Annotated in this window: 21 protein-coding genes and 1 pseudogene; 6 read left to right on the forward strand and 16 right to left on the reverse strand. The window is 43.3% G+C overall.

Annotated elements, in window-relative coordinates; all coding sequences use genetic code 11:
* Positions 1 to 73: 73 nt before the first annotated feature.
* The gene (locus QQL36_RS28255) at positions 74 to 313 is read right to left on the reverse strand and encodes a hypothetical protein (protein WP_321567565.1); all 240 of its coding nucleotides are present in this window, start codon (positions 311 to 313) and stop codon (positions 74 to 76) included.
* A 460-nt stretch (positions 314 to 773) separates the two neighbouring features.
* Positions 774 to 2,072 (reverse strand): hypothetical protein, encoded by a 1,299-nt coding sequence (locus QQL36_RS28260; RefSeq protein ID WP_321567566.1) that lies wholly within the window; start codon positions 2,070 to 2,072, stop codon positions 774 to 776.
* Between the two features lie 161 nt (positions 2,073 to 2,233).
* On the opposite strand from QQL36_RS28260, the gene QQL36_RS28265 reads away from it, so the two are divergent.
* A complete protein-coding gene (locus QQL36_RS28265; protein WP_321567567.1) occupies positions 2,234 to 2,698 on the forward strand; it encodes an RNA polymerase sigma factor in 465 nt (154 codons plus the stop codon).
* 73 nt (positions 2,699 to 2,771) lie between these two features.
* Here QQL36_RS28265 and QQL36_RS28270 read toward each other — a convergent pair whose 3' ends face one another.
* The 10 genes and pseudogenes from QQL36_RS28270 to QQL36_RS28315 form a co-directional block, all read right to left on the reverse strand.
* Positions 2,772 to 3,047 (reverse strand): hypothetical protein, encoded by a 276-nt coding sequence (locus QQL36_RS28270; protein WP_083729717.1) that lies wholly within the window; start codon positions 3,045 to 3,047, stop codon positions 2,772 to 2,774.
* A gap of 462 nt (positions 3,048 to 3,509) precedes the next feature.
* On the reverse strand, positions 3,510 to 7,091 hold the full coding sequence (nifJ, locus tag QQL36_RS28275) for a pyruvate:ferredoxin (flavodoxin) oxidoreductase (RefSeq protein ID WP_321567568.1): 3,582 nt from the start codon (positions 7,089 to 7,091) through the stop codon (positions 3,510 to 3,512).
* A 12-nt stretch (positions 7,092 to 7,103) separates the two neighbouring features.
* Positions 7,104 to 8,726 (reverse strand): NAD(P)-binding protein, encoded by a 1,623-nt coding sequence (locus QQL36_RS28280; protein ID WP_083730566.1) that lies wholly within the window; start codon positions 8,724 to 8,726, stop codon positions 7,104 to 7,106.
* A gap of 328 nt (positions 8,727 to 9,054) precedes the next feature.
* A pseudogene (locus tag QQL36_RS28285) lies at positions 9,055 to 9,453 on the reverse strand (transposase); the annotation flags it as partial.
* Between the two features lie 11 nt (positions 9,454 to 9,464).
* On the reverse strand, positions 9,465 to 9,998 hold the full coding sequence (locus QQL36_RS28290; protein WP_321570559.1) for an IS110 family transposase: 534 nt from the start codon (positions 9,996 to 9,998) through the stop codon (positions 9,465 to 9,467).
* Complete coding sequence (locus tag QQL36_RS28295; RefSeq protein ID WP_321566369.1) at positions 9,887 to 10,228, reverse strand: hypothetical protein; 342 nt, start codon at positions 10,226 to 10,228, stop codon at positions 9,887 to 9,889. The genes QQL36_RS28290 and QQL36_RS28295 overlap by 112 nt, the downstream gene beginning before the upstream one ends.
* A 108-nt stretch (positions 10,229 to 10,336) precedes the next feature.
* On the reverse strand, positions 10,337 to 10,534 hold the full coding sequence (locus tag QQL36_RS28300) for a hypothetical protein (RefSeq protein WP_321567569.1): 198 nt from the start codon (positions 10,532 to 10,534) through the stop codon (positions 10,337 to 10,339).
* A gap of 90 nt (positions 10,535 to 10,624) precedes the next feature.
* The gene (locus QQL36_RS28305; protein WP_321567570.1) at positions 10,625 to 11,539 is read right to left on the reverse strand and encodes a hypothetical protein; all 915 of its coding nucleotides are present in this window, start codon (positions 11,537 to 11,539) and stop codon (positions 10,625 to 10,627) included.
* A 139-nt stretch (positions 11,540 to 11,678) separates the two neighbouring features.
* Complete coding sequence (locus QQL36_RS28310; protein WP_321567571.1) at positions 11,679 to 12,785, reverse strand: FecR family protein; 1,107 nt, start codon at positions 12,783 to 12,785, stop codon at positions 11,679 to 11,681.
* 17 nt (positions 12,786 to 12,802) lie between these two features.
* Positions 12,803 to 13,363: an RNA polymerase sigma factor gene (locus tag QQL36_RS28315; RefSeq protein WP_321567572.1), complete on the reverse strand. Its 561-nt coding sequence runs from the start codon at positions 13,361 to 13,363 to the stop codon at positions 12,803 to 12,805.
* A 185-nt stretch (positions 13,364 to 13,548) separates the two neighbouring features.
* Between QQL36_RS28315 and QQL36_RS28320 the strand changes: the two genes are divergently transcribed.
* From QQL36_RS28320 to QQL36_RS28335, 4 genes are read left to right on the forward strand one after another with little or no spacing between them, the layout of a single operon-like run.
* On the forward strand, positions 13,549 to 17,004 hold the full coding sequence (locus tag QQL36_RS28320; protein WP_321567573.1) for a TonB-dependent receptor: 3,456 nt from the start codon (positions 13,549 to 13,551) through the stop codon (positions 17,002 to 17,004).
* Between the two features lie 24 nt (positions 17,005 to 17,028).
* The gene (locus QQL36_RS28325; protein WP_321567574.1) at positions 17,029 to 18,939 is read left to right on the forward strand and encodes a RagB/SusD family nutrient uptake outer membrane protein; all 1,911 of its coding nucleotides are present in this window, start codon (positions 17,029 to 17,031) and stop codon (positions 18,937 to 18,939) included.
* A 12-nt stretch (positions 18,940 to 18,951) separates the two neighbouring features.
* Complete coding sequence (locus tag QQL36_RS28330; RefSeq protein ID WP_083723845.1) at positions 18,952 to 20,145, forward strand: DUF5000 domain-containing lipoprotein; 1,194 nt, start codon at positions 18,952 to 18,954, stop codon at positions 20,143 to 20,145.
* 19 nt (positions 20,146 to 20,164) lie between these two features.
* Entirely contained in the window at positions 20,165 to 21,367 is a 1,203-nt protein-coding gene (locus QQL36_RS28335; protein WP_321567575.1) for a DUF4998 domain-containing protein, read from the forward strand.
* Between the two features lie 144 nt (positions 21,368 to 21,511).
* Here the strand turns inward: QQL36_RS28335 and QQL36_RS28340 are convergent, their stop codons facing one another.
* Positions 21,512 to 22,186 (reverse strand): HAD family hydrolase, encoded by a 675-nt coding sequence (locus QQL36_RS28340; RefSeq protein WP_321567576.1) that lies wholly within the window; start codon positions 22,184 to 22,186, stop codon positions 21,512 to 21,514.
* 78 nt (positions 22,187 to 22,264) lie between these two features.
* The gene (locus QQL36_RS28345; protein ID WP_083723851.1) at positions 22,265 to 23,470 is read right to left on the reverse strand and encodes a hypothetical protein; all 1,206 of its coding nucleotides are present in this window, start codon (positions 23,468 to 23,470) and stop codon (positions 22,265 to 22,267) included.
* A gap of 307 nt (positions 23,471 to 23,777) precedes the next feature.
* Here QQL36_RS28345 and QQL36_RS28350 point away from each other — a divergent pair, with 307 nt between their 5' ends.
* Positions 23,778 to 24,215: a GNAT family N-acetyltransferase gene (locus QQL36_RS28350; protein WP_321567577.1), complete on the forward strand. Its 438-nt coding sequence runs from the start codon at positions 23,778 to 23,780 to the stop codon at positions 24,213 to 24,215.
* Positions 24,216 to 24,353: 138 nt separating this feature from the next.
* On the opposite strand, the gene QQL36_RS28355 is transcribed toward QQL36_RS28350, so the two are convergent.
* Both QQL36_RS28355 and QQL36_RS28360 read right to left on the reverse strand, forming a co-directional pair.
* Positions 24,354 to 24,875, reverse strand: a complete 522-nt coding sequence (locus QQL36_RS28355; protein WP_083723855.1) for a hypothetical protein — start codon at positions 24,873 to 24,875, stop codon at positions 24,354 to 24,356.
* Positions 24,876 to 25,084: 209 nt separating this feature from the next.
* Positions 25,085 to 25,546: a sigma-70 family RNA polymerase sigma factor gene (locus QQL36_RS28360; RefSeq protein WP_321567578.1), complete on the reverse strand. Its 462-nt coding sequence runs from the start codon at positions 25,544 to 25,546 to the stop codon at positions 25,085 to 25,087.
* Positions 25,547 to 25,625 lie beyond the last annotated feature (79 nt).

Genomic DNA, 25,625 nt, shown 5'->3' on the forward strand with positions numbered 1-25,625 from the left:
AAGTATTCCTTCCTGCCATTTTGCAGACGGAATAGATAATGTTGGTCATTGGTAAGAGCTTTCAGTACGATCTTTAACTGGTTAAGGTGATCGTTCTGGACAACGCTGTCAGTATAGGCTGATTGGTTGTGACATCAGTCATTATCACCTCTATCTTTACGAGGATAGGTGAAGACGATGTACTCACTAACAGCATGTTCCAGAGATGTGCTTTTTGCACTACTCCTGTAGGTGGCAATTGAACCGTCATGCTTACCTGGGCAACAGAACTAAGAGATAGCAATATTAGTGCTATCAGGGCTAAGCGTCTCATTTAGAATTTTTTGGTATAGGTATATAGCATCTCATTCCATGTGGTAGGTATCGCTTCTTGAATGGGTTATAGAAGAATATCTATTGGGTGGATAGGGATATTTATTGGTATGTTTTGTCCCTTAAACAATTATACATGACAAAGCACCTCCTCCTGTTAAGGAGAAAAACACCACTTATTGAACAACCGGGTAAAATCGTACTTCTGTAGATATTCTTTAAATACTACAATAAGGGTTAATTTGTTGCTTGGTTTTGTTTTTAAAATTATTGTCCCTAATCGGCAACGTATACAGTCGGTTAAATGGTATGGGTACAGTACGGTGGGTCGGTATAGTCAACAACGTACTTATCAGGACAAAAGTATATAATAAAACGTGATTTCCAAATGTAAGTATAAAATATTTTCTCAATGATAGAAAAATGGCTGTACCTCAATCTTAGATACAGCCATTTTTTAATTATCTCACATCCTTTAGATTCACATCGACCTTGTCTCCATCCTTTCTGACAGTCACTTTCATCTCTATTTCGGCCGTTGCGCCGGTAGTAGCATTGGCTGATTTATAGACATCACTTGAAGATAATACAGCTCCACTTGGATGCATTAAATAGCTTGTTCCGGCATAATAACTGTATGAATATGTGTGAGTATATCCAAAACTGGTAAGCAGGATATACTCTCCGGGCATCAGGTTTGTAAATTCAAAATGACCTTTGTCATCATACACGGTCGTCTTTTTTATACATGCCTCCACATTAGGATCGATAGGTACCGGTGGCAGCTTTTTACCTTTCGCTATCTTTTTATTCACCTCTTTCCATTCATCCAGATAGGCAGAATTAGGCAGAATAGACACCACCGTTCCTTTAGGTGCATATTGTGCTTTGTTGATATTCACTACTGCAATTCCTTTTTTACTACTATGATCTCTTGCAAATGCAGTACCTACAATCACACTGTTTCCTTTCTCTAATTTCTGCAAAGCTTCTTCTTTGTTAAATTTATTGGCGATCGGCTGGTAATCCAGTTCTTCATCTATGCATATTTCGGTTATACCGCCACCCGCAGGCATTTCTCTTTGCCATATTCTGTGACTTTTTTTATCAATGATATAAGTGTATACCGCGCCGGTGGATTCTTCCAGTATATTCACCAGCCAGCTTTCGTGATTGCCGGTTTTAGGAGAGCGTTGTATATAGCTTTTTACATCTTTTATAATGTAGTTGGACAATACACTGTCAGGGTTTTCTGTATAATAGAATTCCGGGATCACCGCCTTATAACCGACATTCAGCGGTAATGTTGTGAAGAACAGATCTGCCAGGTTAAAATCCACAAATTTACTGGCAGGTTTAATAGCTATCTGCTTATCCTTATCACCATTTACGTAGTGATATTTACCTGTAATGGTGTTTCCGAAATTCAGGTCTATTGAGTTCTTGATCCCTTCGGACTTGAAGGTAAGCGGGCTGAATGTTTTTGCATCGGCTACTGAAGTTCTTTTTCTATACCATTTATCATTTTCATCTTTGTAGTTAGCTACAAATTTTATCTCATTCCCCAGGATGGTGATATCATTTGTATAGGTTCCTTTTTTTGTCCAGGTATCCCCTTTTACATAATATATCGTGTACAAAGATCTGCCGGATTTTAAGTAGGACGTATTCACGTCCGGGTTACCGGGTAAAACAGTTTTCTGACTAAAGACGGCCAATGGCAATAGCAATAGAAATACCGATTTCAAGGTTGTTAGCATGGGTTCTTGTTTACGTACTAAAAAGATAGGTTTAGGTGCAAAAGTAATACTTTTAAATAAATCCTTTAATTGTACTGCCTTTCAGGATAAACAACATATAATTATCACATTTTTTTGAGTAAGTTTATCCCTGACCATACCAAAAAGCAGCTGGATGATCTATGCACACAGTAAAAGATGATTTGGTAAAAGCCGTGGCCAGAGGAGATATAAAAGCCTTCAACCAGCTTTTTGAGGAGTTTTATGCCCCCCTTTTTTATTATACCTATAACCTGGTACAGGATAAGGAAGAGGCTAAAGATATTGTACTGACAGCACTTTATAAAGGCTGGGAACGAAGAGCACAGTTCCTCCAATACCAACACATTAAATCCTTTCTTTACCTGGTAGTACGCAATGCCAGGCTAAATTTCATAAAAAAAGAACAGCACACTGCAAACCGTATCCAGGATTTTCTCCTAACGGAAGAGCTGCAAACTACTGACAATGATCACCTCGCTACTGAAGCCGAAGTGCTGAAAAAAGTATTTAAAGCCATTGACGGGTTACCCCAAAAATGCAGGGAGGTATTTAGGCTTACCTACCTGGAAAATAAATCAGTGCAGGAAATTGCCTCCTTTTTGTAGTACTCCCAAAAGTATCTAACTTTTTAGGGGCACATTTTTTTTTAGGAGGCGCTTCTCTTTAAATTGTTTCTTTTTATAATAACAGTCCTACCATCAATGATACTTTCGGCCCACTCAACACACCATTTCTGCGCATCTGCATTGTTCCTGCCTCATTTCTCTCTTTGAAATAATCATTTATCTGATCGAAGGTCAGGATACTCTTTTGCTTTACCTGTATCATATACCCTGCCTCAAGACCGAATGATAGTCTACGCCAATGGCTGCTGGCAGCTAATACAGGTTGTAATGCCGAAGCCTTTCTTACATATTTGACTTCTACCCTGTCTGCATCGTAAGTGTGGGTCACTGTCTCTGTGTAAAATTACAGGTTGTAGTGGGAAGCCCACCTGTCGAGTAAACAATGGATGCAGTTTGTGCATAGGATTTTGGAATTATGTATGCGCACATACATAATAGAATTAAAAGGATTCTCTTCATAAAAAATACTGAAAAAAGAGGGTGAACAAATAATGATAAAGAGGGTCAACGAATTACTTATGTAAAGGTAAGAAGGAATAGCTAAAAAGGATAATTGCTTATTAATCATTAAGCACCATTCAAACCCAGGATGTATCAAAAATAAATGAATCTCCTTAGAACTGCATAAATGGAAACCTGGCTCCATCAGGTATCCGAATGAAATGAGCGTGTATCTTACTTTTGATACACGCTCATTTCTGCTGATGGCTGCCTAAATACCACTTCTCTAAAGTAAATTTTGCCACCGGCGTAAAACTACTTTATTATACCACTGGCGTAAACTCATCTATTATGCCACCGGCGCAAACTCTTCCGCCTTCCAAGTAGCCATATTCTCATAACTCTTATACCTCAGTGTCACCAACTCCTGCGCCAATCCCATCAATCTTTTCGCCTCTGCAGGATTCGCTGTAGCCAGTGCTTTGTACCTCGTCTCATTGTAAGCATAATCTGTAAATGACACGGCTGGTCTTGGTGAATCCAATACAAAAGGATTTTTACCAGCCTCACGCAGTGCCGGATTATACCTGATCAATGGCCAATACCCACTGGACACTGCCAGCTGTTGCTGCGTCAATCCTTTCTCCATATCTATACCATGCGCAATGCAATGACTATATGCCAAAATCAGGGAGGGGCCTTTATAAGCTTCTGCCTCGCGCAATGCCAGCAATGTTTGCTGTGGATTTGCACCCATTGCAATCTGCGCTACATATACATTGCCATAAGAGATCGCCTGCATGGCCAAATCTTTCTTACCTACTTTTTTCCCTGCTGCTGCAAATTTTGCGATCGCAGCTGTAGGTGTCGCTTTTGACATCTGGCCACCTGTATTGGAATATACTTCTGTATCTAACACCAGTATATTTACATTACGTCCTGTAGACAGCACATGATCTAATCCTGAAGAACCAATATCATACGCCCATCCATCACCACCTATCAACCATACACTTCTCTTTACCAGATGATCTGCAACTGCCAGTAATTGTGCCGCCAATGCATTTCCACGGAGTGCATGCAGTTTTTGTTTCAGCACACCTACTCTATCGCGTTGTTCGGCAATGTGTGATTCCAATTGTTGCGGTGCATGCAGGATTGCATCTACCAATACATCATTCTCCAATACAGGTTGCAATGATAATAACAATGTCTGTGCTATTTCCCACTGTTTATCTGCCGCCACACGCATCCCTAATCCAAACTCTGCATTGTCTTCAAAGAGGGAATTGGACCATGCCGGACCACGTTTATCTTTGTTCACAGACCATGGTGTAGTCGGTAAGTTACCACCATAAATAGAAGAACATCCTGTTGCATTTGCTACCAGTAATCTATCACCATACAACTGCGTCAGCAACTTCACATAAGGTGTTTCACCACAACCAGCACATGCACCAGAGAACTCAAATAATGGTTCCAGGAATTGCGCGCCTCTCACTGTAGAGAAATCAAGTTCTGCACGATTGTTCACCGGCATACTTTCAAAGAAGCGGATATGCTCACGGCCATTGGCCAGTGAAGGCTTTGGCGTCATATTGATCGCCTTTCTGGAAGCATCTTTGATATCCACTGCGGGACAAGCCTGTACACAAAGTTTACACCCGGTACAATCTTCTAAATATACCTGTAAGGTATATCTTGTTTCAGGAAAACCTCGTGCATTGATGGCAGCAGATGGGAAACCTTCAGGTGCTTTTTCCAGGTAAGATTCATGATAGAATTTAGAACGGATCACACTATGCGGACACACAAAGCTACAGTTACCACATTGTATACAGCTATCAGATTCCCATACCGGTACATCATCTGCAATATTTCTTTTCTCCCACTTCGTGGTACCAGTTGGATAAGTACCATCTATTGGCATTTTACTCACTGGCAACAGATCGCCTTTCCCTTCCAGCAACATCGCTGTTACTTCCTGTACAAAAGCAGGTGCCTCTGCAGGAATGCCATCATCCATCGGCAATGAACCTGTAGCACTCGCTGGTAAGTTTACACGTACCAGATGTGCCAGTGTATCATCCACAGCCTTGAAATTCTTCTGTACAATGGCTTCGCCTTTTGCCAGATAAGATTTGCGGATGAATTTCTTAATCTGTTCAATCGCTTCATCGGCTGGCAATACATTAGATAGCGCGAAAAAGCAGGTCTGCATAATCGTATTGATACGTTGTCCCATACCAGCTGCAGCAGCTACTTTGGAGGCATCGATCACAAACAGCTTCATCTGTTTATCTATCAATTGATCCTGCACCATACGTGGCAGATGATCCCACACTTCCTCCGCAGGATATGGGCTATTCAACAGGAAAGTAGCACCTGGCCTTGCACTCTGCAACATATCAGTCTTACTGATAAAATTGTATTTGTGACAGGCAATAAAATCAGCTTTGTCTACCAACCATGGCGCACGGATAGGATCTTTCCCAAATCGCAGGTGAGAAACCGTTTGCGTACCTGATTTACGTGAGTCGTATACAAAATATCCCTGTGCATAGAGGTCGGTTTCCTCACCGATGATCTTGATACTATTCTTATTCGCACCTACTGTACCATCCGCACCTAATCCATAAAACAGCGCGCAGACCCTGTCTGACGGTTCGATATGGAAAGCGTTGTCGTATTCAATACTTGTATAAGTGACATCATCATTGATACCGATCGTAAATCCATGTTTGGGTACCGGATTTTTGAGTTCATCCAGCACCGCTTTCGCCATTGCTGGTGTAAACTCTTTTGAAGATAAGCCATAACGACCGCCGATAATACGTGGTAGTTTTGACAAACGACCTGCTGTATATGCCTGACAGATGTGCGTAATGATATCCTGGTACAACGGTTCTCCCGCAGCACCGGGTTCCTTGGTACGATCCAGTACTACGATCTTTTCAACCGTATCAGGCAGTGCTGATAACAGGTGTTCGCCGGAGAAAGGGCGGAATAACCGTACCAATATTACACCTACTTTTTCACCATTGTCCTTCAGTATACGTACGGTTTCTTTCAATACTTCTCCACCGGAACCCATGACCACTGCCACTCTCTCTGCTTGCGGATGGCCATAATATTCAAACAGCTGATACTGCCGACCGGTCAATTCTCCCAACTGATTCATGGCATCCTGCACGATGACAGGAGCCGCTGAATAAAAAGGATTCACCGTTTCACGACCCTGAAAATATACATCCGGGTTCTGTGCAGTACCTCTTATAAAAGGCTGATCAGGATTCAGACTACGTGCACGATGTTCGCTCACGAGTGTATCACTGATCATACTTTTGATCTGGGTATCGGGTATCAGTTGTATCTTATTTATTTCATGCGAAGTACGGAATCCATCAAAAAAATGCATGAATGGAATACGTGTACGTAGCGTTGCTGCCTGACTAATCAGCGCCATATCATGCGCTTCCTGCACAGAAGCAGACGATAACATGGCAAACCCTGTAGTACGTGCCGCCATCACATCGCTATGATCACCGAAGATAGACAATGCCTGTGCAGCCAGTGACCTTGCAGCCACATGAAACACAGCACAGGTAAGCTCTCCGGCTATCTTGTACATATTAGGTAACATGAGCATCAGACCCTGTGATGCTGTAAAAGTGGTGGTCAATGCGCCAGCCTGCAAAGCGCCGTGTACCACACCGGCGGCACCACCTTCGCTTTGCATTTCTATTACATCCGGCACCTGGCCCCAGATATTTTTCAATCCTTTCGCCGCCCATTCATCTGCCAGTTCTGACATGGTAGAAGAAGGCGTGATCGGATAAATTGCACATACTTCATTAACGCGATACGCGATATATGCCACGGCTTCGTTGCCGTCCAGCGTAGCAATAACTGGTGTAGTCTCTTGTGTCATAGTGAGGTTGATTTACGCTCCGGGTACCATTTCGATCGCATGGCAGGAACACTGCTCGCTACACACTGCGCAGCCGGTGCAAATATCATAATTGAAGGAATAGCCATTGCCCGGTCCCAGTTTTGTGATTGCCTTTTGCGGACAGGCGCCAAAGCAGCCATCGCATTCAAAGCAATTGCCACAGGACAAACACCGGCGGGCTTCAAACAGTACTTCTTTTTCCTTAAGGCCGTAGGTTACTTCGTCAAAACCAGCGATACGGTCTTCCGCAGGTCTTACCACCTGGGCACCCTGAGGGGCATACGTGCGGTACCAGCGATGTAGTTTTTCGTATCCAATAAGAGGAGATTTGGCTGATGGTGTATACGCTTCGTTATTCAGGTAAGCGTCTATATAACGGGCTGTTTTTTTGCCGTGACCAATAGCGATCGTTACATTTCTTTCGCCAGGCACCATATCACCACCTGCAAATATGCCGGGATAACCCGTCATCATACTGCTGTCTACGCACACATTATCATCTGGAGTGAATGTAATGCCGGGTATATTTTTCAGAAAACCGGTATCTGTTTCCTGACCCAGGGCCATGATGAGGGAGTCTGCTTCCAGTGTTTCAAAGCGACCTGTAGGCACAGGTTTGCCGTCTACCAGTTCCATCACTTCTACCGTCATCGTCATGCCATCTACCGATTTGATAGAGCGTAACCAGTGAATATTCACACCTTCTTCGAGGGCTTCCTGTGCTTCAAAATCGTGGGCAGGCATATTGGCCCGGTCGCGACGATAAATGATCATGGTATCTTCCACACCCAGTCGTTTTGCAGTACGGGCGGCATCCATTGCAGTGTTTCCACCACCATAAATAGCTACACGGCGGCCCAGTTGTGGTGCATCGCCCTCTTCCACCTGTTTCAGGAATGAGATAGCGTCCATCATTTTGAAAGCATCTTTGGCAGGAAGGTCTACTTTTTTAGAAAGGTGGGAACCAATAGCGAGGAATACAGCGTCAAATTTGCCCTGTTCTTTTTCGTGCAACAGGTCTTCTACTTTATGATTATACTCGACAGAAACGCCCATTTTACAGATGCGTGCTACTTCCTGATCCAGTTCATGACGGGGCAGGCGATAAGCGGGGATACCAAAGTGCATCATTCCACCGGCAATAGGGCCGGCTTCATGAATTTCCACCTCATGCCCCTTACGCCTCAGGTGATAAGCGGCAGAGAGGCCTGCAGGGCCGGCGCCGACTATCAATACCCGCTTGCCGGTAGACGGAGGGGTAGCGATGGTCCAGCCTTTATGCAAGGCTTCGTCTCCAAGAAATCTTTCTACAGCGTGGATATTGACAGCACTGTCAATTTGCGTTCGATTGCATTGCACCTCACAGGTGTGATAGCAAACCCTGCCCATGACGGCAGGAAATGGGTTGTCTTCCATGATCGTGCGCCAGGCGGCTTCATAACGGCCGGCCTGGGCCAGCGACAGCCACCCTTGAATGTTTTCACCTGCCGGACAGGTGTTGTTGCAGGGTGGCAGCAGGTTGGCGTATACAGGATGTTGTGTCCTTGTAGGGCCGGTGCCAGCACTGTGGCTTTGCAGATCAGGCGATAAAGTAATGTCCTGATTTGTTTTCATAATATGTGAAGGTATTATCCCCGGGAGGGATAAAATGTGCTTGTGATCATAACATGGGGTGATAATGATCAACAAGCACCCCTTCAGTCATCACAACTTAGCCTTCTTTTCTTTGAAAATAGTTCGTCCAGGCCATAATTTGATATGACTCTATAGGATTAAAATTTTCTTTTCGTGCTTATAGCAACAATCGTTTGTACTTAGAGTCTTAAATCAGTTTTTTCTACAGGCTGAAAAAGCACCAATAAAAGGTCGATTTTTGTAACTTAGTAATCTTATTGAGATGGGGGTAATGCCTCAAGCTCGCGCAGGCGTCTGAGATAATTATTTATCTGCGCCTGCTTTCTTTTTTTAGCCACTCCTGATTATCAGGTTCCATATATGGCACTCTATTTTTGAGTATAAAATAAGCGGCAATTAGGATTTTGTGTGAAATTGCAATAAGTGCTCGTTTTTTGCCTCTTCGTATACTCAAAGTATAATATTTTCTTTTCAGATAAGTATCTTTCGTATGTGCTGCAGCCCATGCTGCTTCCACGAGTGCGGTTTTAAGGGATCTGTTGCCATGATTGATTCTTTCACTTTTCTTTTTTCCGGCACTTTCATTATTACCAGGACATAAACCACACCAACTAGCCAAATGATGCTGATTAGGGAACGCATGCATATCTGTACCTATTTCGGCTAAGATGGCGGTAGCTGTTTGTTTTTGTACTCCGGGAATAGTCTGAAGTAATTTTACTTCTTCCTCCCATTTTTTAAGTACTGATCTATACGGTTATCCACCTGACCAAGTAGGTCATTTAGCTGTAAAATAACAGTTTTAGACAGGCTGAGCATAAAACGGTGATGCTCATTAAGATGGCCTTCTAATGCAAGAATAAGCTCTTGTTTTTTGATTTTGAGCCTACCTTTTGCCAAATTGGCCAATATCATAGGATCCTGTTCTCCTTCAATAATGGCAGTGATCATTGACCAGCCACTTACACCGAATACATCACTGACTACAGTGCTCAATTTGATATTGGCTGTCTCTAAAATGTTCTGTAACCGGTTATATTCACTGGACCGCTGTCCTATTACTTTACGTTTGTATCGGTACAATTCCCGTAATTCGCGAGTGTATTGCGGTGGAATAAAACTTCCCTTTAGTAGCCCGCTTAGCAATAATTTTGCAATCCAGGCACTGTCATTGCGATCGGTCTTATGCCCCGGCACATATTTAATATGCCGGGCATTGACCAGAATAAGTTCAAAGTGAGGTTCCAGTATATTAAAAACAGGCTTCCAGTAAACCCCGTGCTCTCCATTGCGACATGTGTAATGCCGGATTCTTCAAGCCAAGCTACCAGGTCCCTAAGTGAACTTGTGAAAGTGCTAAAAGTGCGGGTTTGTTCTTCCAACCCATTTCCTCTGATGGTGGCTACTACATTCTCCTGGTGAACATCGAGGCCACAGCCGCGACTCACAACCTGTTCAAAACTGATATGTGATTGTTCCATGGTAGTACTTTTGTCGAAGGTACCACCATTTTCATAGTCGTTTGTGAACCCGGTTCATGAGGGTTTTTTCTGAAAATGGTTTTCATCCCCGTTGGTGAATTCCCTCTTTCATGAAGGTTTATTCTGAGACTCATCCTCTGTCGAAATTCCTTTGTTCTTCAGGTCATTCAGCTGCTCAATCTGATCCAATACAGTAGGAGCTGCTGGTGCTGCCGCAGCCGGTTTTGCCCTGATCCATTCTGACTGGATAATCAAAAACAGCCTATCCAGTAGTTTGTCTACTGGCAATGCCTGGGACGGAAACAAAGTAGTCGAATTTCCTGGTGATAACCAAAACAGGCAGTCCCCCTTTTGGTAGGACTACCTGCAAATAACTTTAACCTCAAAATATGTTTATCAGATCTTAATCAGATAAGCCCTGATTTGAATAGCTTCCAGTCTCTTTGAAGCACCGGTCACACCAGCTATGTCATTTTCACTCACCCAACTTTCCCAGCCATATGAATCCTGGTGCACCCTGTAATAGATGTAAGGCCTTGCTGTTGTTGAAGGCGCTGCATCATTAAATGTAACAGTATAATTAGGATTCTCATAACGGGGACCATAGATCTGGATGGCTTCCATTCTTCTGGACTGACCTACAGTACCGGCAATGCCATATGGAGAGGTTGCATAAATCTGCCAGCCAATATCCTGCACATGTGCTCTATAAGTAAAACCAAAGCTGCCGGTAAAGTAAGTGGTGCCAGTTTCATCTGCTGCACCAAACTGGATGTAAGGGAGTTTGATGGCCTCCATTCTCCTGGACTGACCAGTGGTGCCTATGATCTGGTTAGCGGCAGGAGCAGTTGTACTAAACGCATCCGGCGCTGTACTGTTCATGATATTAAAGTTATAATCCGTCCAGCCAAGGGCCTGCAAATTAGCAGAGGCTGTACCAAGTGTCTGGTACCAGTTACCAGTGATAACTACACCCACACCAGTCACGCTATGTGTAGGCAGGTTAGCAGCCGCAATCTCCGCAGCTCTTGCAGAACGTACTTCTTTTAAGAGATCTGCTTTACCATCCTTCCTGGCTGAGAAGGTAGCATAATACTCCTCACTCAGCTGGCTTGCCTGATCATAAAGTTTGTCATTTATCAGATCCTGATACAGTAAGGGTACTATTTCATTAGGGATCTGGTCTACAGACAAGTAAGATAATTTTGAAGGGGCTGTAGTTGTTGATGTTGTTGCGGGTTGAACTTTCTCTTTTGCACATGATGCAAATAGGAGGACTACTGCACACAGGTACAGACAATGAGTTTTCATAACAAATATTGAATAGGTTAATTAATAACAGGAGTTAATGGGTTACTGTCGAATAGGGTATTTTGAGATTAAAGTTTCTTTGTGCCTTTAATCCAAGTTAGGATAATATAATTAAAGAAAAAATTTTTTATAGCTCCTATTACCGGAACGTTAACACACCATCTTTCAATTCATGTTTAATGCCGGTCGTTTTTCCCAGGTTGTCCAAAAAATCATTTAATCCATCCTGCTTAGTCAATATGCCGGTAAGATCTATACGGGAAACAGCAGAATTTTCAAATACAACATCGATATCAAACCATCTGTTGATCACATCACCTAAGTCTTTCAATGTTGCGTTTCTGAAATAATATTTCCCTTCCATCCATCCTAAGGTATTTCGCTTATCAAAGGCATCGATACTAAAGAACTGCTGGTTATACACTGCTTCATAGCCAGGTGATAACTGCACCACCTGTGCACTGTTTTTGCTTTTTAATACTACCTTGCCTGAGGCCAATGCTATACGCGGGTTCACACTGCTGTAGGTGTTGATGTTAAAGGCTGTTCCAAGTACATCTACAGACACATCTCCGGCATGTACGATAAAAGGCCGGGTAGGATCTTGTTTTACGGAAAAATAGGCTTCTCCGCTCACGGTTACTTCCCGCGTTTTTCCATTAAATGCCATTGGAAAACGAATTTCTGATTTTGCATTCATCCATACTTCTGTTCCATCTGCCAGCACAAGCTTATAATCTTTGCCGGCAGGTACGCGCAATACATTCATTGGCATATCGGCAGTTGCGTTGGCGGCATTGTATTGTAAGCTTTTTGAAGATACGTGTAATTGCGCACTCCCTACCTTCATCATGGACTGTGTCGTATCGGAGAGGTCTATTTCCTGGCCGTTGGCTAGTTGCAGGACAATGCCGGTCGGGTTATTTGCAAGTTGTTTTTTCGACGGTTGTTTATAATAAAACAAACTACCTCCTAATCCTAATATTAGCAGGATACTTGCCGCTGCATACCACCACTTGAATTTCCGAGGTATAAACCGGTGTTTGTTCTCCTCCCATAAAACACCTTCATCCAGTTTGGACAAATACGCCTGTGAAATTGGCTGGCTCAACTGCTCCTGCATTCCTTTATATATTTCACTTAATTCCGGAACGGTCTCTAATAATTGCCTCAGTTGCGCATCATCTTCCTCAGAAATACATCCTGACAGCTTCTCCAACATTAATTGTTCTATATATGGTATCATTTGTTCTGATCTTAAATTTATTCTGAATATGGCAGGTCCAGCTTATTCCGCAGAGTTTTCACTGCGATCTTCAGGTGTGTCTTTAATGAGTTTACACTAATCCCCATATTGTCTGCCACCTCATGGTACTTCTTATGCTCCAGGTATACCAGGTTAAATGCACGCTGACGCTGCGTGGGAAATTCCCGCAACAGTTCATGTAGTTGCTGCTGAAACTTTTCGTTCGATATTACGTTGTGCTCCTCCCCACACGATTGGTCCACGACTGTTTCAGCATACTTTTCGATGCGTTTAAGTCTTCTCGACTTTATCTTATGATAGTCATTTACCTGGTTGCGTACCGCAACCAGCAGGTAGGTACGGAGGTTACCATTAATTTTGTAATACAATTGTTTTTCCCAGATACTGCACAGTACAGACTGGACCAGGTCATCAGCGTCAGTAGGATCTCCCGTTCCCAGATACGCCTTCGTCCACATTAGTCTGTAGTATTTCTTAAAGATAAGTTCAAATGCATCGCCGGCGCCCCCATTCTTTAATAATAGAAGTACAATATCGTCTCCTGGATATTCAGGCATAAAAAATAGTTAAGTGGTTGATTGTATAACGCGGATAAAAATTCTAAAGGGATATTGTCTGGAATAAATATAAATGTTATTTTGACATTTATAAAAAGTTTTTTTGGAGGGCATTCACCCATTCACAATTGTCGTCGTCTTTATATCGTGAAGCATCAACTAGATTCTACAATTAAGTAAGGAAAATGAACAGACATTCCCCGTTAATGAAAACGGCCAGCAAGCATTTTGCCTGGCAGCGAACCACTATTGCCTTTCTGTTGCTCTTTCTGAATTATCAATTACGTGGGCAGACGATCAGCCCCCCAATTGTAACGATCAAAGGGAATAATATGACCCTGGAATCGATCTTTAAATCGATAGAGCAACAAACCGACATCACCTTTTTTTATAGTGGCAACATCCCTAAAAACGACATCATTGGCCAGGTCAACTACTCCGGGGCCAAAGTGACCACCGTACTGGATGATTTATTGAAAGGGCGCAACCTCGCCTATGAAATTAAAAAAAATGTGATCCTCATTCGAAGGGAGGACAAGCCCCTCCCGGTCGAGAAACCTGCTGCCGCCAATCAGGAGCCCATACTCTCCGGCCAGATCTTAGCAGAGGATACCAAAACGCCATTACCCATGGCCACCGTCATGCTGAAAGGCACTAATATCGGTGCGACTGCCGATCAGAACGGGTTCTTCAAACTCAGGCTGAATGGCACCAGCAAAGTACTTGTGGTGCAATATGTAGGCTATGAAACCAGGGAAATGAACCTGACCGGGAAGAACAATTTAGAAATTATGCTCTCCCCAAAAGACAATACCATCAAGGATGTGGTGGTTGTAGCATATGGCACCCAAAAGAAAACCAGTATGGTCAGCTCCATCACCTCCATCAATCCCAAAGAACTGAAAGGCCCTACCTCTAACCTCACCACAATGCTGGCAGGAAAGATAGCAGGGGTGATCTCGTACCAGCGAAGCGGCGAACCGGGTGCTGACAACGCGCAGTTCTTTATCAGAGGTGTCGGTACCTTTGGCGCAGGTAAGGTAGACCCACTCATTCTCATCGACAACATTGAATCATCTTCAAGAGACCTTGCCAGGTTGCAACCTGATGATATCGCCGGTTTCTCTGTGCTCAAAGATGCGACTGCTTCCGCACTCTATGGCGCCAGAGGTGCGAATGGCGTGATCCTCGTTACTACTAAAACCGGCAACATCGGAAAGATGAAGTTCAATGCCCGTCTCGAAAACGCCACTTCTTCCAACACCCGCAACTTTGCACTGGCAGACAATATTACTTATATGAAACTGGCGAACGAAGCCACGCTCACCAGGAATCCACTCAGCGCGCTCCCCTATTCTCAAAATAAAATCGATCATACCGCAGCTGGCGACGATCCTTTATTATATCCCAATAATAACTGGATAAAACAGTTAATTAAAAATCACACCAATAACCAACGTTATAATATCAATGCCAGTGGCGGTTCTGACAAAGCCAAATACTACCTGGCAATGACGTATAATATTGACAATGGTATTCTGAAAGAAAATGAGCTGAATAATTTCAGCAATAACATCAAACTGAGGTCCTACTCTATCCTGTCAAACACCACGATCAATCTGACAAAAACGACAGAGGCACTCGTGAGTTTAAAGGGTCAGTTTGATGATTATAATGGTCCTGTAGGCGGTGGTGCGGCGGTGTTTTATAATGCGATCTGGAGCAATCCGGTGGCATTTCCGGCGGTGTATCCATCCAATCTGATGCCGTATGTAAAACATCCTTTATTTGGTAATGCCCTCATTCCAGGTGGTGGTGCACTGTATGTCAATCCATATGCACAATCCATTTCTGGTTTTCAGGCGACCAATACCAGTACACTCACTGCACAGCTCAGCCTAAAACAAAACCTGGATGCAGTAACACCCGGTCTTTCTGCGAGAGTGATGGCTTATACTACACGGTATGCGTACTTTGCCGTTTCCCGCCAGTATAGTCCTTATTACTACCAGGCGAATACCAATGAAGGAAAGTTTTCCGGGCTGACACTGATCAATGATGGTAGTACAGGTAGTGTAGGTGCTACGCCTACGGAATACCTCACCTATTCACCGGGTGATAAAGTTGTGAACACCACGACATATGCCGAAACAGCCCTGAATTATTCCAGGATCTTCAAAGACAAGCACAGTGTGGGTGGTATGCTAATCGGTACGATCCGAAACTACATTACAGGTAATGCTTCTACTCTGCAATTATCATTGCCCAGCAGGAACCTGGGGGTATCCGGCAGATTCACTTACGGCTATGACAACCGCTACCTGTTCGAATATAACTTTGGCTACAATGGTTCCGAACGTTTTGCTACGAACCATCGGTTTGGTTACTTCCCGTCTGTTGGTGGAGGCTGGATTGTGTCTAATGAAAAGTTCTTTTCCTCATTGGCTGATAAAGTGCAGCAGCTGAAGTTCAGGTTCACTTATGGTTTGGTGGGTAATGACCAGATCGGTAATTCAACTGACCGGTTCTTTTATCTATCTGATGTAAATCTGAATGGCGGCGCCGCTGGTTATTTCGGTACGCAATTTAATTATAGCCGACCCACCGTGGCTATCAATCGTTATGAGAACAAGGATATAACCTGGGAGTTGTCCCGCCAGACGAACATCGGGATGGACCTCACCGTCTTCAAAGATCTCACACTCACCATCGATGCTTACAAACAGGTACGTAGCAATATCCTCATGGTAAGAAGTACGATTCCTTCTTCCATGGGCCTGCAGGCTGACATCTCTGCCAACTCCGGCAAGGCCAGCAGTCAGGGTATTGACCTTATGCTGAATTATACCAAAACATTTGAACACAGCTTATGGCTGCAAACCCGTGGTACACTAACCTATGCAAAAAGTAAACTGCTGGTGAATGAAGAACCGCAATACGCTGCTAACAATCAACACTTATCAAAAGTAGGTAACTCATTGGGACAGATATACGGACTGGTAGCAGAGAAGTTGTTTGTCGATGATGCAGAAGTGAGCAACTCTCCTATACAATATGGACGTATCATGGCTGGTGATATCAAATACAGGGACATCAACGGAGATGGTACGATCTCTAATGCAGACATGGTACCGATCGGTTTTCCGACCACGCCAGAGTTGATCTATGGAATGCTCTTTTCTGTGGGCTATAAGAACTTTGATATCAGCGCTGCCTTTCAGGGTTCAGGCAGGTCTTCCTTTATTATTAATTCAGCGAACACGACACCTTTTTATATCAATGGTGGTAACCAGAATGGCTTGCTGCAGTCCATTGCAGACGACCACTGGTCAGAAGATAACCGGAACTCTTACGCATTCTGGCCAAGGTTAAGTAATAGCATTTCAGAGAATAACAAACAGACATCTACCTGGTGGCTGCGGAGCGGTTCCTTCCTTCGATTGAAATCAGCTGAGATCGGGTATAACTTTTCCGATCGGGTGTTGAAAAAATTCCGGCTCAGTACAGGTCGTATTTATGTAAGTGGTATGAACCTGGCTACAATCAGCGCCTTCAAAATATGGGACCCGGAAATGGGTGATTCCGGTCTGGGATACCCTATTCAGCGGGTTTTTAATACAGGATTGTCTATCGGGTTTTAAGTGTTAATTAAAGAACAGAATTTTATGAAAATTATTCGCTTGTTCATAATTGCGGCATTGCTGACTACATCCTGCAAAAAGAATTTCCTGGATGTGGTACCTGATAATGTGGCAACCATTGATAATGCCTTTACTTCCAAAACAGAAGCTGAGAAATATTTATTTACCTGTTATTCGTATCTCCCCATCAGTTTCGACCCCACTTACAATGTAGGTTTATCTGCCAGTGATGAGGTCTTTGTACTTGACCCTACCAGTGCAATCAGGTCTACTAACGTGCTTCGTCTGCCTTATGGAGATCAGAATATTTCAAGTCCTATCGCCAATTTCATGACTGGCGACAGAGACGGAACTGCTAGTTATAAAGCGATCAGGGATTGTAACATTTTCCTGGAAAACATCAGTAATCTAAGTAAAGTACCGGATCTGGACATCGATACCCGTGAGCGTTGGATATCTGAAGTAACGTTTCTGAAAGCCTACTATCATTTTCTCTTGTTCAGGGCATATGGTCCAATTCCTGTTATTGATAAGAACCTGCCTATCAGTGTGGACATTGAAGAAACGTATGTAAAGCGCCAACCGGTAGATAGTGTGGTGAATTATATTGCCAATCTGCTGGATGAAGCAGCCCTGCATCTGCCAAACAGTATCAATAATATTTCTTCAGAACTGGGTCGTATTACCAAACCGGCTGCAATGGGTCTCAAGGCAAAGTTGCTCGTCACTGCTGCAAGTCCTTTGTACAATGGCAATTCAGACTATGCTGCTTTTAGAAATAAAGATGGTACTGCTCTATTTAATCCTGCTTACAGTGCAGAGAAATGGCAGCGTGCAGCAGATGCGTGCAAAGCGGCCATTGACCTAGCTACAGCACAAGGTGTACAATTGTACGAATTCCCGGCACAGACCATTCCACTGAATGCTACTACCATGACACAGATGAGCATCCGTAACTCCATGAGCGAACCCTGGAATAGTGAGCTGATATGGGGGAATACCACCAGTATTACATGGGCGTGTACGTTCTTACAACGTTGTGGAATTGGCCAGTTTGATTTTGATAATGCAGTGGCCTCAAAAACTGCGGGACACCCATTAATGGGACCTACCATCAAAATGGCAAAGTTATTTTATACAAAGAATGGAGTGCCTATAGATGAAGACAAAACGTTGGACTTTACTAACATTTCTACCCTTCGGGTAGCCACTCATGATGAAAGATTTAATATCAAAGAAGGAGAAACGACCGCGCGGTTAAACTTTGACAGAGAGCCTCGTTATTACGCAGATCTTGGTTTTGACAGGGGCATCTGGTATATGGCGAACAGTCCTTCAAAAAGCGATGAAAACACATTCTGGCTGAAGGCAAGAGGGAGTGAAACGAGTCAGTCATCACCAGTGCCTGTCTGCGGGTTTTATATGAAGAAAACGGTGAACTGGCATATGGACTGGAATACCCTCACCTACCCTTCTTATCCTTATCCTGAAATGCGGCTGGCAGATCTGTATTTGTTGTATGCCGAAGCATTGAATGAAGCACAGGGTCCACAAAATGATGTTTATGAATACATCAACCGCGTAAGGGCAAGAGCAGGTTTGACAACAGTGCAAAACGCCTGGGCCACTTATAGTAAGAATCCTACAAAATATACCACCAAAGAAGGGATGCGTACTATTATCCAGCGGGAACGTGCAATAGAACTTTGTTTTGAAGGACATCGTTTCTGGGATCTGTTGCGTTGGAAAACGGCGGCACAGGAACTGAGTGGCAATATTACCGGCTGGGTAGTAAGCGGACAAACTCCGGAGTTGTACTATCGTGAAGTTTCTTTTCTGGCAAGGCATTTCGTGGCGCCACGTGATTACCTGTGGCCGATAGATGAAGATGACATACTGGAAAATCCGAACCTGGTTCAAAATCCTAACTGGTAAAACCGACAACACATGAAGTTAACATATATCATAGCTTTAATTTTATTAGCGGCATCCTGTACCAGGGATGATTTGCGCAGCCCCGTATCAAAGAACAGTTCGGCTCCTGGTGCAGTATCCAATGTTAAGGTGGTGAACCTGAATGGGAAATCAGCCTTAACGTATACACTCCCGGGTGATGAGGACCTTTCTTATGTAAAAGCGGAATATGAAACATCTGCAGGTCATCCAAGAGAGATAAAAGCATCTTACTATGTGAACACACTCACAGTAGATGGTTTTGGAGATACCTTACCACATACCATCAAATTGTACGCGGTAAATTCCAGTGAAGTAGCATCTGAGGCTGTCACCGTTACGGTACAGCCGCTGACACCGCCTATTGATCTGGCATTAAGATCACTGAAAGTAGTGGCTACATTTGGTGGTTTCAATCTCACCTGTGATAATCCTACAGAAGAAAACCTGGCGATCATTCCACTGGTAGATACCACAGGCAATGGAGTCTGGATACAGACGACTGGTATGGATAATATCTATAGTAATAGTCCTGTCATCACCAGTGCAGTCAGGGAACAACCAGCTATAGAGCGACACTATGCATTTGTAGTAAGGGATAGATGGCTGAATTATTCAGATACGTTGTATGAAACATTGACGCCGATTTTCGAACAGTTACTCCCTAAATCAGATTGGAGCAATTATGTGTTGCCCGGTGATGCGGAGATATTGAACAATGGTGGTCGTACAGATGTATCTTATATCTATGATGGCAACTTCCATCCTGGCTGGCCACAGTGTTTATTTACCGTTGAGCAGGCCAGCTCTTCACAGATGGTGACACTGGATCTTGGCAAACCACATATCTTCAGCCGTATGCAGGTGAATCCTTATAAGGAAGTGGGCAGTTTGTATTATGTAAGAGGGAATGTAAAAGACTTTGAAATATGGGCATCCAATTCACCGAATTTAAGTGGCGCTTTGGATGAAAGCTGGACCAGGCTGGTTACCTGTCATGTTACGAAACCTTCAGGCTCTGCTTCAGGTACAGAGACGACAGCGGATCAAACGCTTGCTTACAATGGCTGGCAGTTTGATTTTCCTGCGTTGCAAACGGCCTATCGCTATGTAAGGATCAGAAGTCTTTCCAACTGGCAGGGTTCATACTTTATAAACATAGCAGAGTTCACGCTATGGGGTAATTAATCACTTATAATCTTTTAGGATGCAAAGAGCATTTATAATAGCAGGCATGTTGACATTATTGTTTGCATGTACCAAAATGGATGAATACAGGGATAAGTATATGGAGAATGGATCCATTGTTTATCCGGGCAAAATGGATTCTGTAGCAGCCTTTTCGGGTAAGAACAGGGCGGAGATCAGGGGCTTGTTCACTTCCGATCCTAAGATCACGAAGTACAAGGTGTTCTGGAATAGCAGACAGGATTCAATAGAAGTGCCTGTGACTAGAACATCTGGTGTGGACACGGCGAAAGTGATCATACCTGATCTTCCGGAAGGACTGATGAGCTTTGAGATCAGGACCTATGATGCGCATGGCAATATATCTATCCCCGTTAATACATCTGCGAATGTATATGGGGACCTTTATCAGAGTGCACTGATCAATAGAGGTATTGCAAATGCAGAGATGCAGGATGATGGATCCGCGTTGATAAAGTGGGCAGATGCGGGCAGTGATGCGGGTACGGTGAGCATGCGGATTAAGTATACAGATAATACGGGGGGTGCGCATGATACGCTGGTATTGTCTGTTCTTACAGACATGACTACGACATTGCCTGCGTTCAAATCCGGAACGGGTATTATTTATCAAACGGCTTATTTGCCCAATGCTACGGCAATAGATACCTTTTATACAGCATTTGAGGCGTTTTCTGTGAAAGCGGATGTGACAGCGTTGTACCTGAAGAATACAGGTCCTTTTGATCGCGCTACTTATGATGGTGGGCGCTGGGGTACGCTGGCAGCGCCATGGGTGACGAGTGCAAATGTGATCAATCACTCAGGTTATGGCGGGTATGCATCTGAGACATGGTTGAATGCAGGCGGGTTTCTGGTAATGGAGTCAGGATGGAGTGGAACAGCGAATATTGTGAATGGGAAGATTTCACAGACGACGACATTGCCTGCGGGGAATTATATATTTCAGGTAGCGTGTTATACAGAGGCGTTGGATCCGGTGTATATAGTGGCAGCGGCGGGCAGCGCACTTCCTGATATTAGTGGGCTTTCGGGGGCTTTGGGGTATGGATCATTTCCCAGCAGTACGTATGTGAGTGCGACGGTATCATTTAAGTTTACGTTGGAGCAGGAAGAGGAGGTGACATTAGGATTATTAGCGACAATGACTTCGGGTAATCAATATTGGAGGGTAGGGAGTGTGAAGTTGATAAAGAATTAGATGTGGGGTGATAAAGAAATGGACTTTGAAAAGTGGATGTATCATAAATAACAGGAAGGCCATGAGAATTGCAGTACGAAAATTCTCTCCATCAGGTACCCGAATAAAAAGGGGGCGTCTCGAAGTTTTGAGACGCCCCCTTTCTTATATGATTTCTGAAATTTCCTGAATAGTGTAGGTTGGGTGCAATACTTCGCAGGCATCCTTTTGGCCATATCCGTAGGCGGCCCAGCAGGAGGCGATGCCACAGTTGTTGGCGAAGAGAATGTCGGCATGGGTATCGCCGGTCATTAGTACTTCTTCCTTGTTTTTAATATTGAAATTTTGTGTGATGATGGTTTCATAAACCATGGGATCGGGTTTCAATTTTAAAGCTAAATCCGGGAAGGCACCTTCGGCGATAATGAGGTCTGTCTGGTCGAAAAGATTCAGTGCTTTTAAGGAGCGTTCTACTGCGGCAATGCCTTTATTGCTGAGGACAATGATGGTTTTATCCTGCGCTTTTAATTTTTCAAAAACAGCGGCGGCTCCTTCGAATAGTACGGTGAGTTTTTCGTCACATTCTTTATATTGTTCACGGTATATTTTAGCGATTGCTTCAACATCGTCGAAGTTGAGTTTCGATGCTTCGGGAAGCAGGTGTCTTATTGTATCATGCAAGGCGCCACCTTTGCTGACGGCGGAGAGCATGGTTATTTTGTCGATGGTGTTCAGTCCGCTTTTTTCAAAGGTCTGGCTCATGGCGGAATGAATGGTGGGAAAAGTATTGCAAATGGTGCCGTCGTAGTCGAAGAGGTAGTAATTGTAGTGGTTCATCATCCTTAATTTGCAATGTAAAAGTAATGGATAGAAAGGAGTTTAGGGAGCTTTATCTGCCGCCGTTGGAAAATGATCATATTATTGAATTGCTTTCTTAATCTCTGCCAGATCCTGCTCCATTTTCTTTATCCGCTCCTGATTTTCCAGGTTTTGTTTATGCTCCTCAATCAGGTACAAGGTCAGTTCTTCGACCTTTTTCACAAGAATCTTATTCATCTCTCCAAGGTCCAGTCCTTTCACCGTCACTTCTTTCTCCGTAGGCACTTCGGGCAGATGTTTATGTTGTTGTACATAATTCTCAATTTCCATTAATGAGGGTAGCTGATAATGGCTATCAAAGACATAATCAGGCCAGCCGGATTGGGTCACCTGTATTTTTTTAGCTCCAATCGTACCTGCTACAGCAAGTTTGAATGTGCCTGTAGCCGTAGTACCTATTCCAAGATTCCCATCGGCATCCAAGCGCATTTTTTCTGTACCATCATTTACCAGGAAAGTGAGATAACCTCCGTACCTCGTTGATGCGGGCCCCATGTTGAAGATGAGCCCTGAATTTAAATTGCCGAAATATTTATGAATGAGACCAAACATTGGAGCACTTCCATTCGTATTATAAGCATGTACACCCAGATAGGTACCATCTTTGGTAGTGCTACCTATATATAAACGGCTTAGGATGGCTGTAGTAGAATCATTCACCATCGTGCCGACGTCCAATGATGCCTTGGGCGCGAGTGTACCGATACCGAATTTACCATCTGCTGTGGAAGTGACGCTATCCGGCAGGTTCACGGTGCCAGCGAATGTATTTCGATAAGGTATATCTCTGACGGCCGTTGCCTCGGGAATCAATGCAGAATCGACTACAGACCAACCGGTAAACATGGATGCTGTCTCACTCATGCCCTGTGCAAAGGCTCGAACATGAAAGCGTACATAATAACCATTCTTGTAATCAAGGAAAATAGATACCTTGCCATTTTCATTACCAATCCTTATTGGAGGGGCTGAACCACCAGAAGACGATACAGTAGTACGGGTTAAGGTATCACCCACAACATACGATGAAATTGTTAAATTCAAGGTATAGCCTGGGATTGTAAAATCATATCCTTCTATCCAGATAGTCGGCATGGCGGCGCGGTTCGTAAAAGGGATGTTTGTTTTTATTTTGTAACCGTTGGTAGCGTAAGCGTTGTTATTATATGATAATACATCATTGTAATACTGCGCTTTTCCAGACAGGACAAAGAATAGGGATAAGAATGCTAATAAATATTTCATAAAAACAATGCTGTTTTCCTATGGGTTATAATATTGTATAGGGTGATTAAAATATCGGGGGCAAATTAGGTGTTTTTTTAAAGTACTCATAAAATTATTTTCTATGATTATGCATCATTGATTAGTTTTCTGATGAGTTACTGATATTTTTTGATGCTACTGTTTGAGGTAAAACATTATAATTTTAAGCAATTCAATGATTATTCAAGTAGCTTATGCTTATGTATATCATATCAAACCTGCGCGAACTCGGTTACCCTACAGATTGCTCTTTTGATTAGTATATTTGTATAATAACCATTTATCAATGAGCTTTATCATCAGACCTTTCAATATTGATACCGACATCCCTGACACCACCGTTCTCACTATTGAACTTGGCTACCCCACAACTGAAGCTCAAATTACCCAAAGAATGAAGGCTATTCAGGAGGCACCAGATTACCACACTTTTGTAGCTGTCGCTGATCATAAAGTCATTGGGTATATTGGTATCAACAAGCAACTTGCCTGGGAACTGGATGGTACTTATTTTAAAATTCAGACGCTGGTGGTGAAACAGGAATATAGAAAAGAAGGTGTAGGTGCTGCCCTTATCCAACATACGGAAGCTTTTGCAAAAGCACAGGGCGCTACCTATCTTTTGGTTAATAGCGGCAATCGGACCGAAAGGACGAATGCGCATAGATTCTATCAGAATCAAGGGTTCGAGCCGAAATCGACAGGATTCAAAAAGATGCTATAAATTGAATATATAGAGATCATGGCTGGTTCCCTGGATAAGAGCAAATCCAATACTAATGTAGTCCGATCCTACTTCCAACACAGCTGTTCCCTGAATAATAAGGATAGCCAAAACCACTGTAGTCCGATTTTACTTCCATCACAGCGGCCTCCCGAAATCCAGCGGGTTCGATAAATCACTATAAACCCTATCTATCTTCCTAATCCTTCCCACCCATATTCCCACTAATACCATCCACATCACTATAAAAATCATTGTCACTATCCACCCTGCATTAAAAAACACCACCACACTCCCCATCATAAACCCTCTCGCCATCACCGCCACTACCGCATACAACTTCATCTTCTCCAAATGCATTCTCAAGGCTTCGCGTAAATTCGGCCCAATCACCCCCTGCTTTGCAAATAAATATCCCACCACATTACCTGCTATCACTCCTAACATCGCCACCACCAATAATACATTGGCATATACCGGCTTGCGATCCCCATCAAAAAAATCATAATACACGATCAAAAACAACACAAAACCCACCAGCTCTATCACCATCTGTTTCCGTATCTGCTTCAATACCGGATGCTGGCGTTCACGCAATAACCCTGCATGTACTGTTGAAGTTATACTTTTCTCATTCCACGCAGCAAAAAGATCTTCCATAACTCATGTTTTAATTAGTTGATAAATCCTCGTCTCAATTCTCTTTTAAGATCAGGGCAATTCCCTTCACTCATTTTTAAAATAGTTACTAAATCCTCGTTTCAATTCTCAATAATCATCAGGGGTAATCCCCTCCCCTTCACTCAATTTTTAATAGTTGCTAATTCCTCCTCTCAATTCTCTTTAATCAGCAGGAGCCATCCCTTCACTCACTTTTTAAATAGTAACTGCACCTTCGCTTTAATCCTATTCAATTTCACGCCCACACTATTCTCCGTCACTCCAATAATCTCCCCCATTTCCTTATAACTCAACCCCTCCAAATACAAAGTAATGATTGCCTTCTCATCATCCTTCAATTTCCGCAACACCTCAAACAACTCCGCCCCCCGCTCATCCAATACTTCCGCCCTATCCGGCAATACATCCGAATACACAATCTTCGGCACCCGCTTTCGATAGGTTGCGATCGCCGTACTAAGCGCTACCTTATACATCCATGTACTGAATGCCGCCGTACCACCATATGTCCCTATCGACTTCCACAACTGAAATACGATCTCCTGGAACAAATCCTCCCTGTCCTCCTTCGAATTACGGTACAACCTGCATATCTTATGAATGATTCCCTGATGCTGCCCGATCAGTTGTAAAAATTGCGTTTCATCCATAACTTTTTATATTTGCCATTTCTCTGTTAGTTGCAAAACCTTTCCAAAACTTACAAAGAATCAAAAAAAAATTTCAAGT

The organism is Chitinophaga sp. LS1 (assembly GCF_034274695.1).
In the GTDB taxonomy this organism is placed as follows: Bacteria; Bacteroidota; Bacteroidia; order Chitinophagales; family Chitinophagaceae; genus Chitinophaga.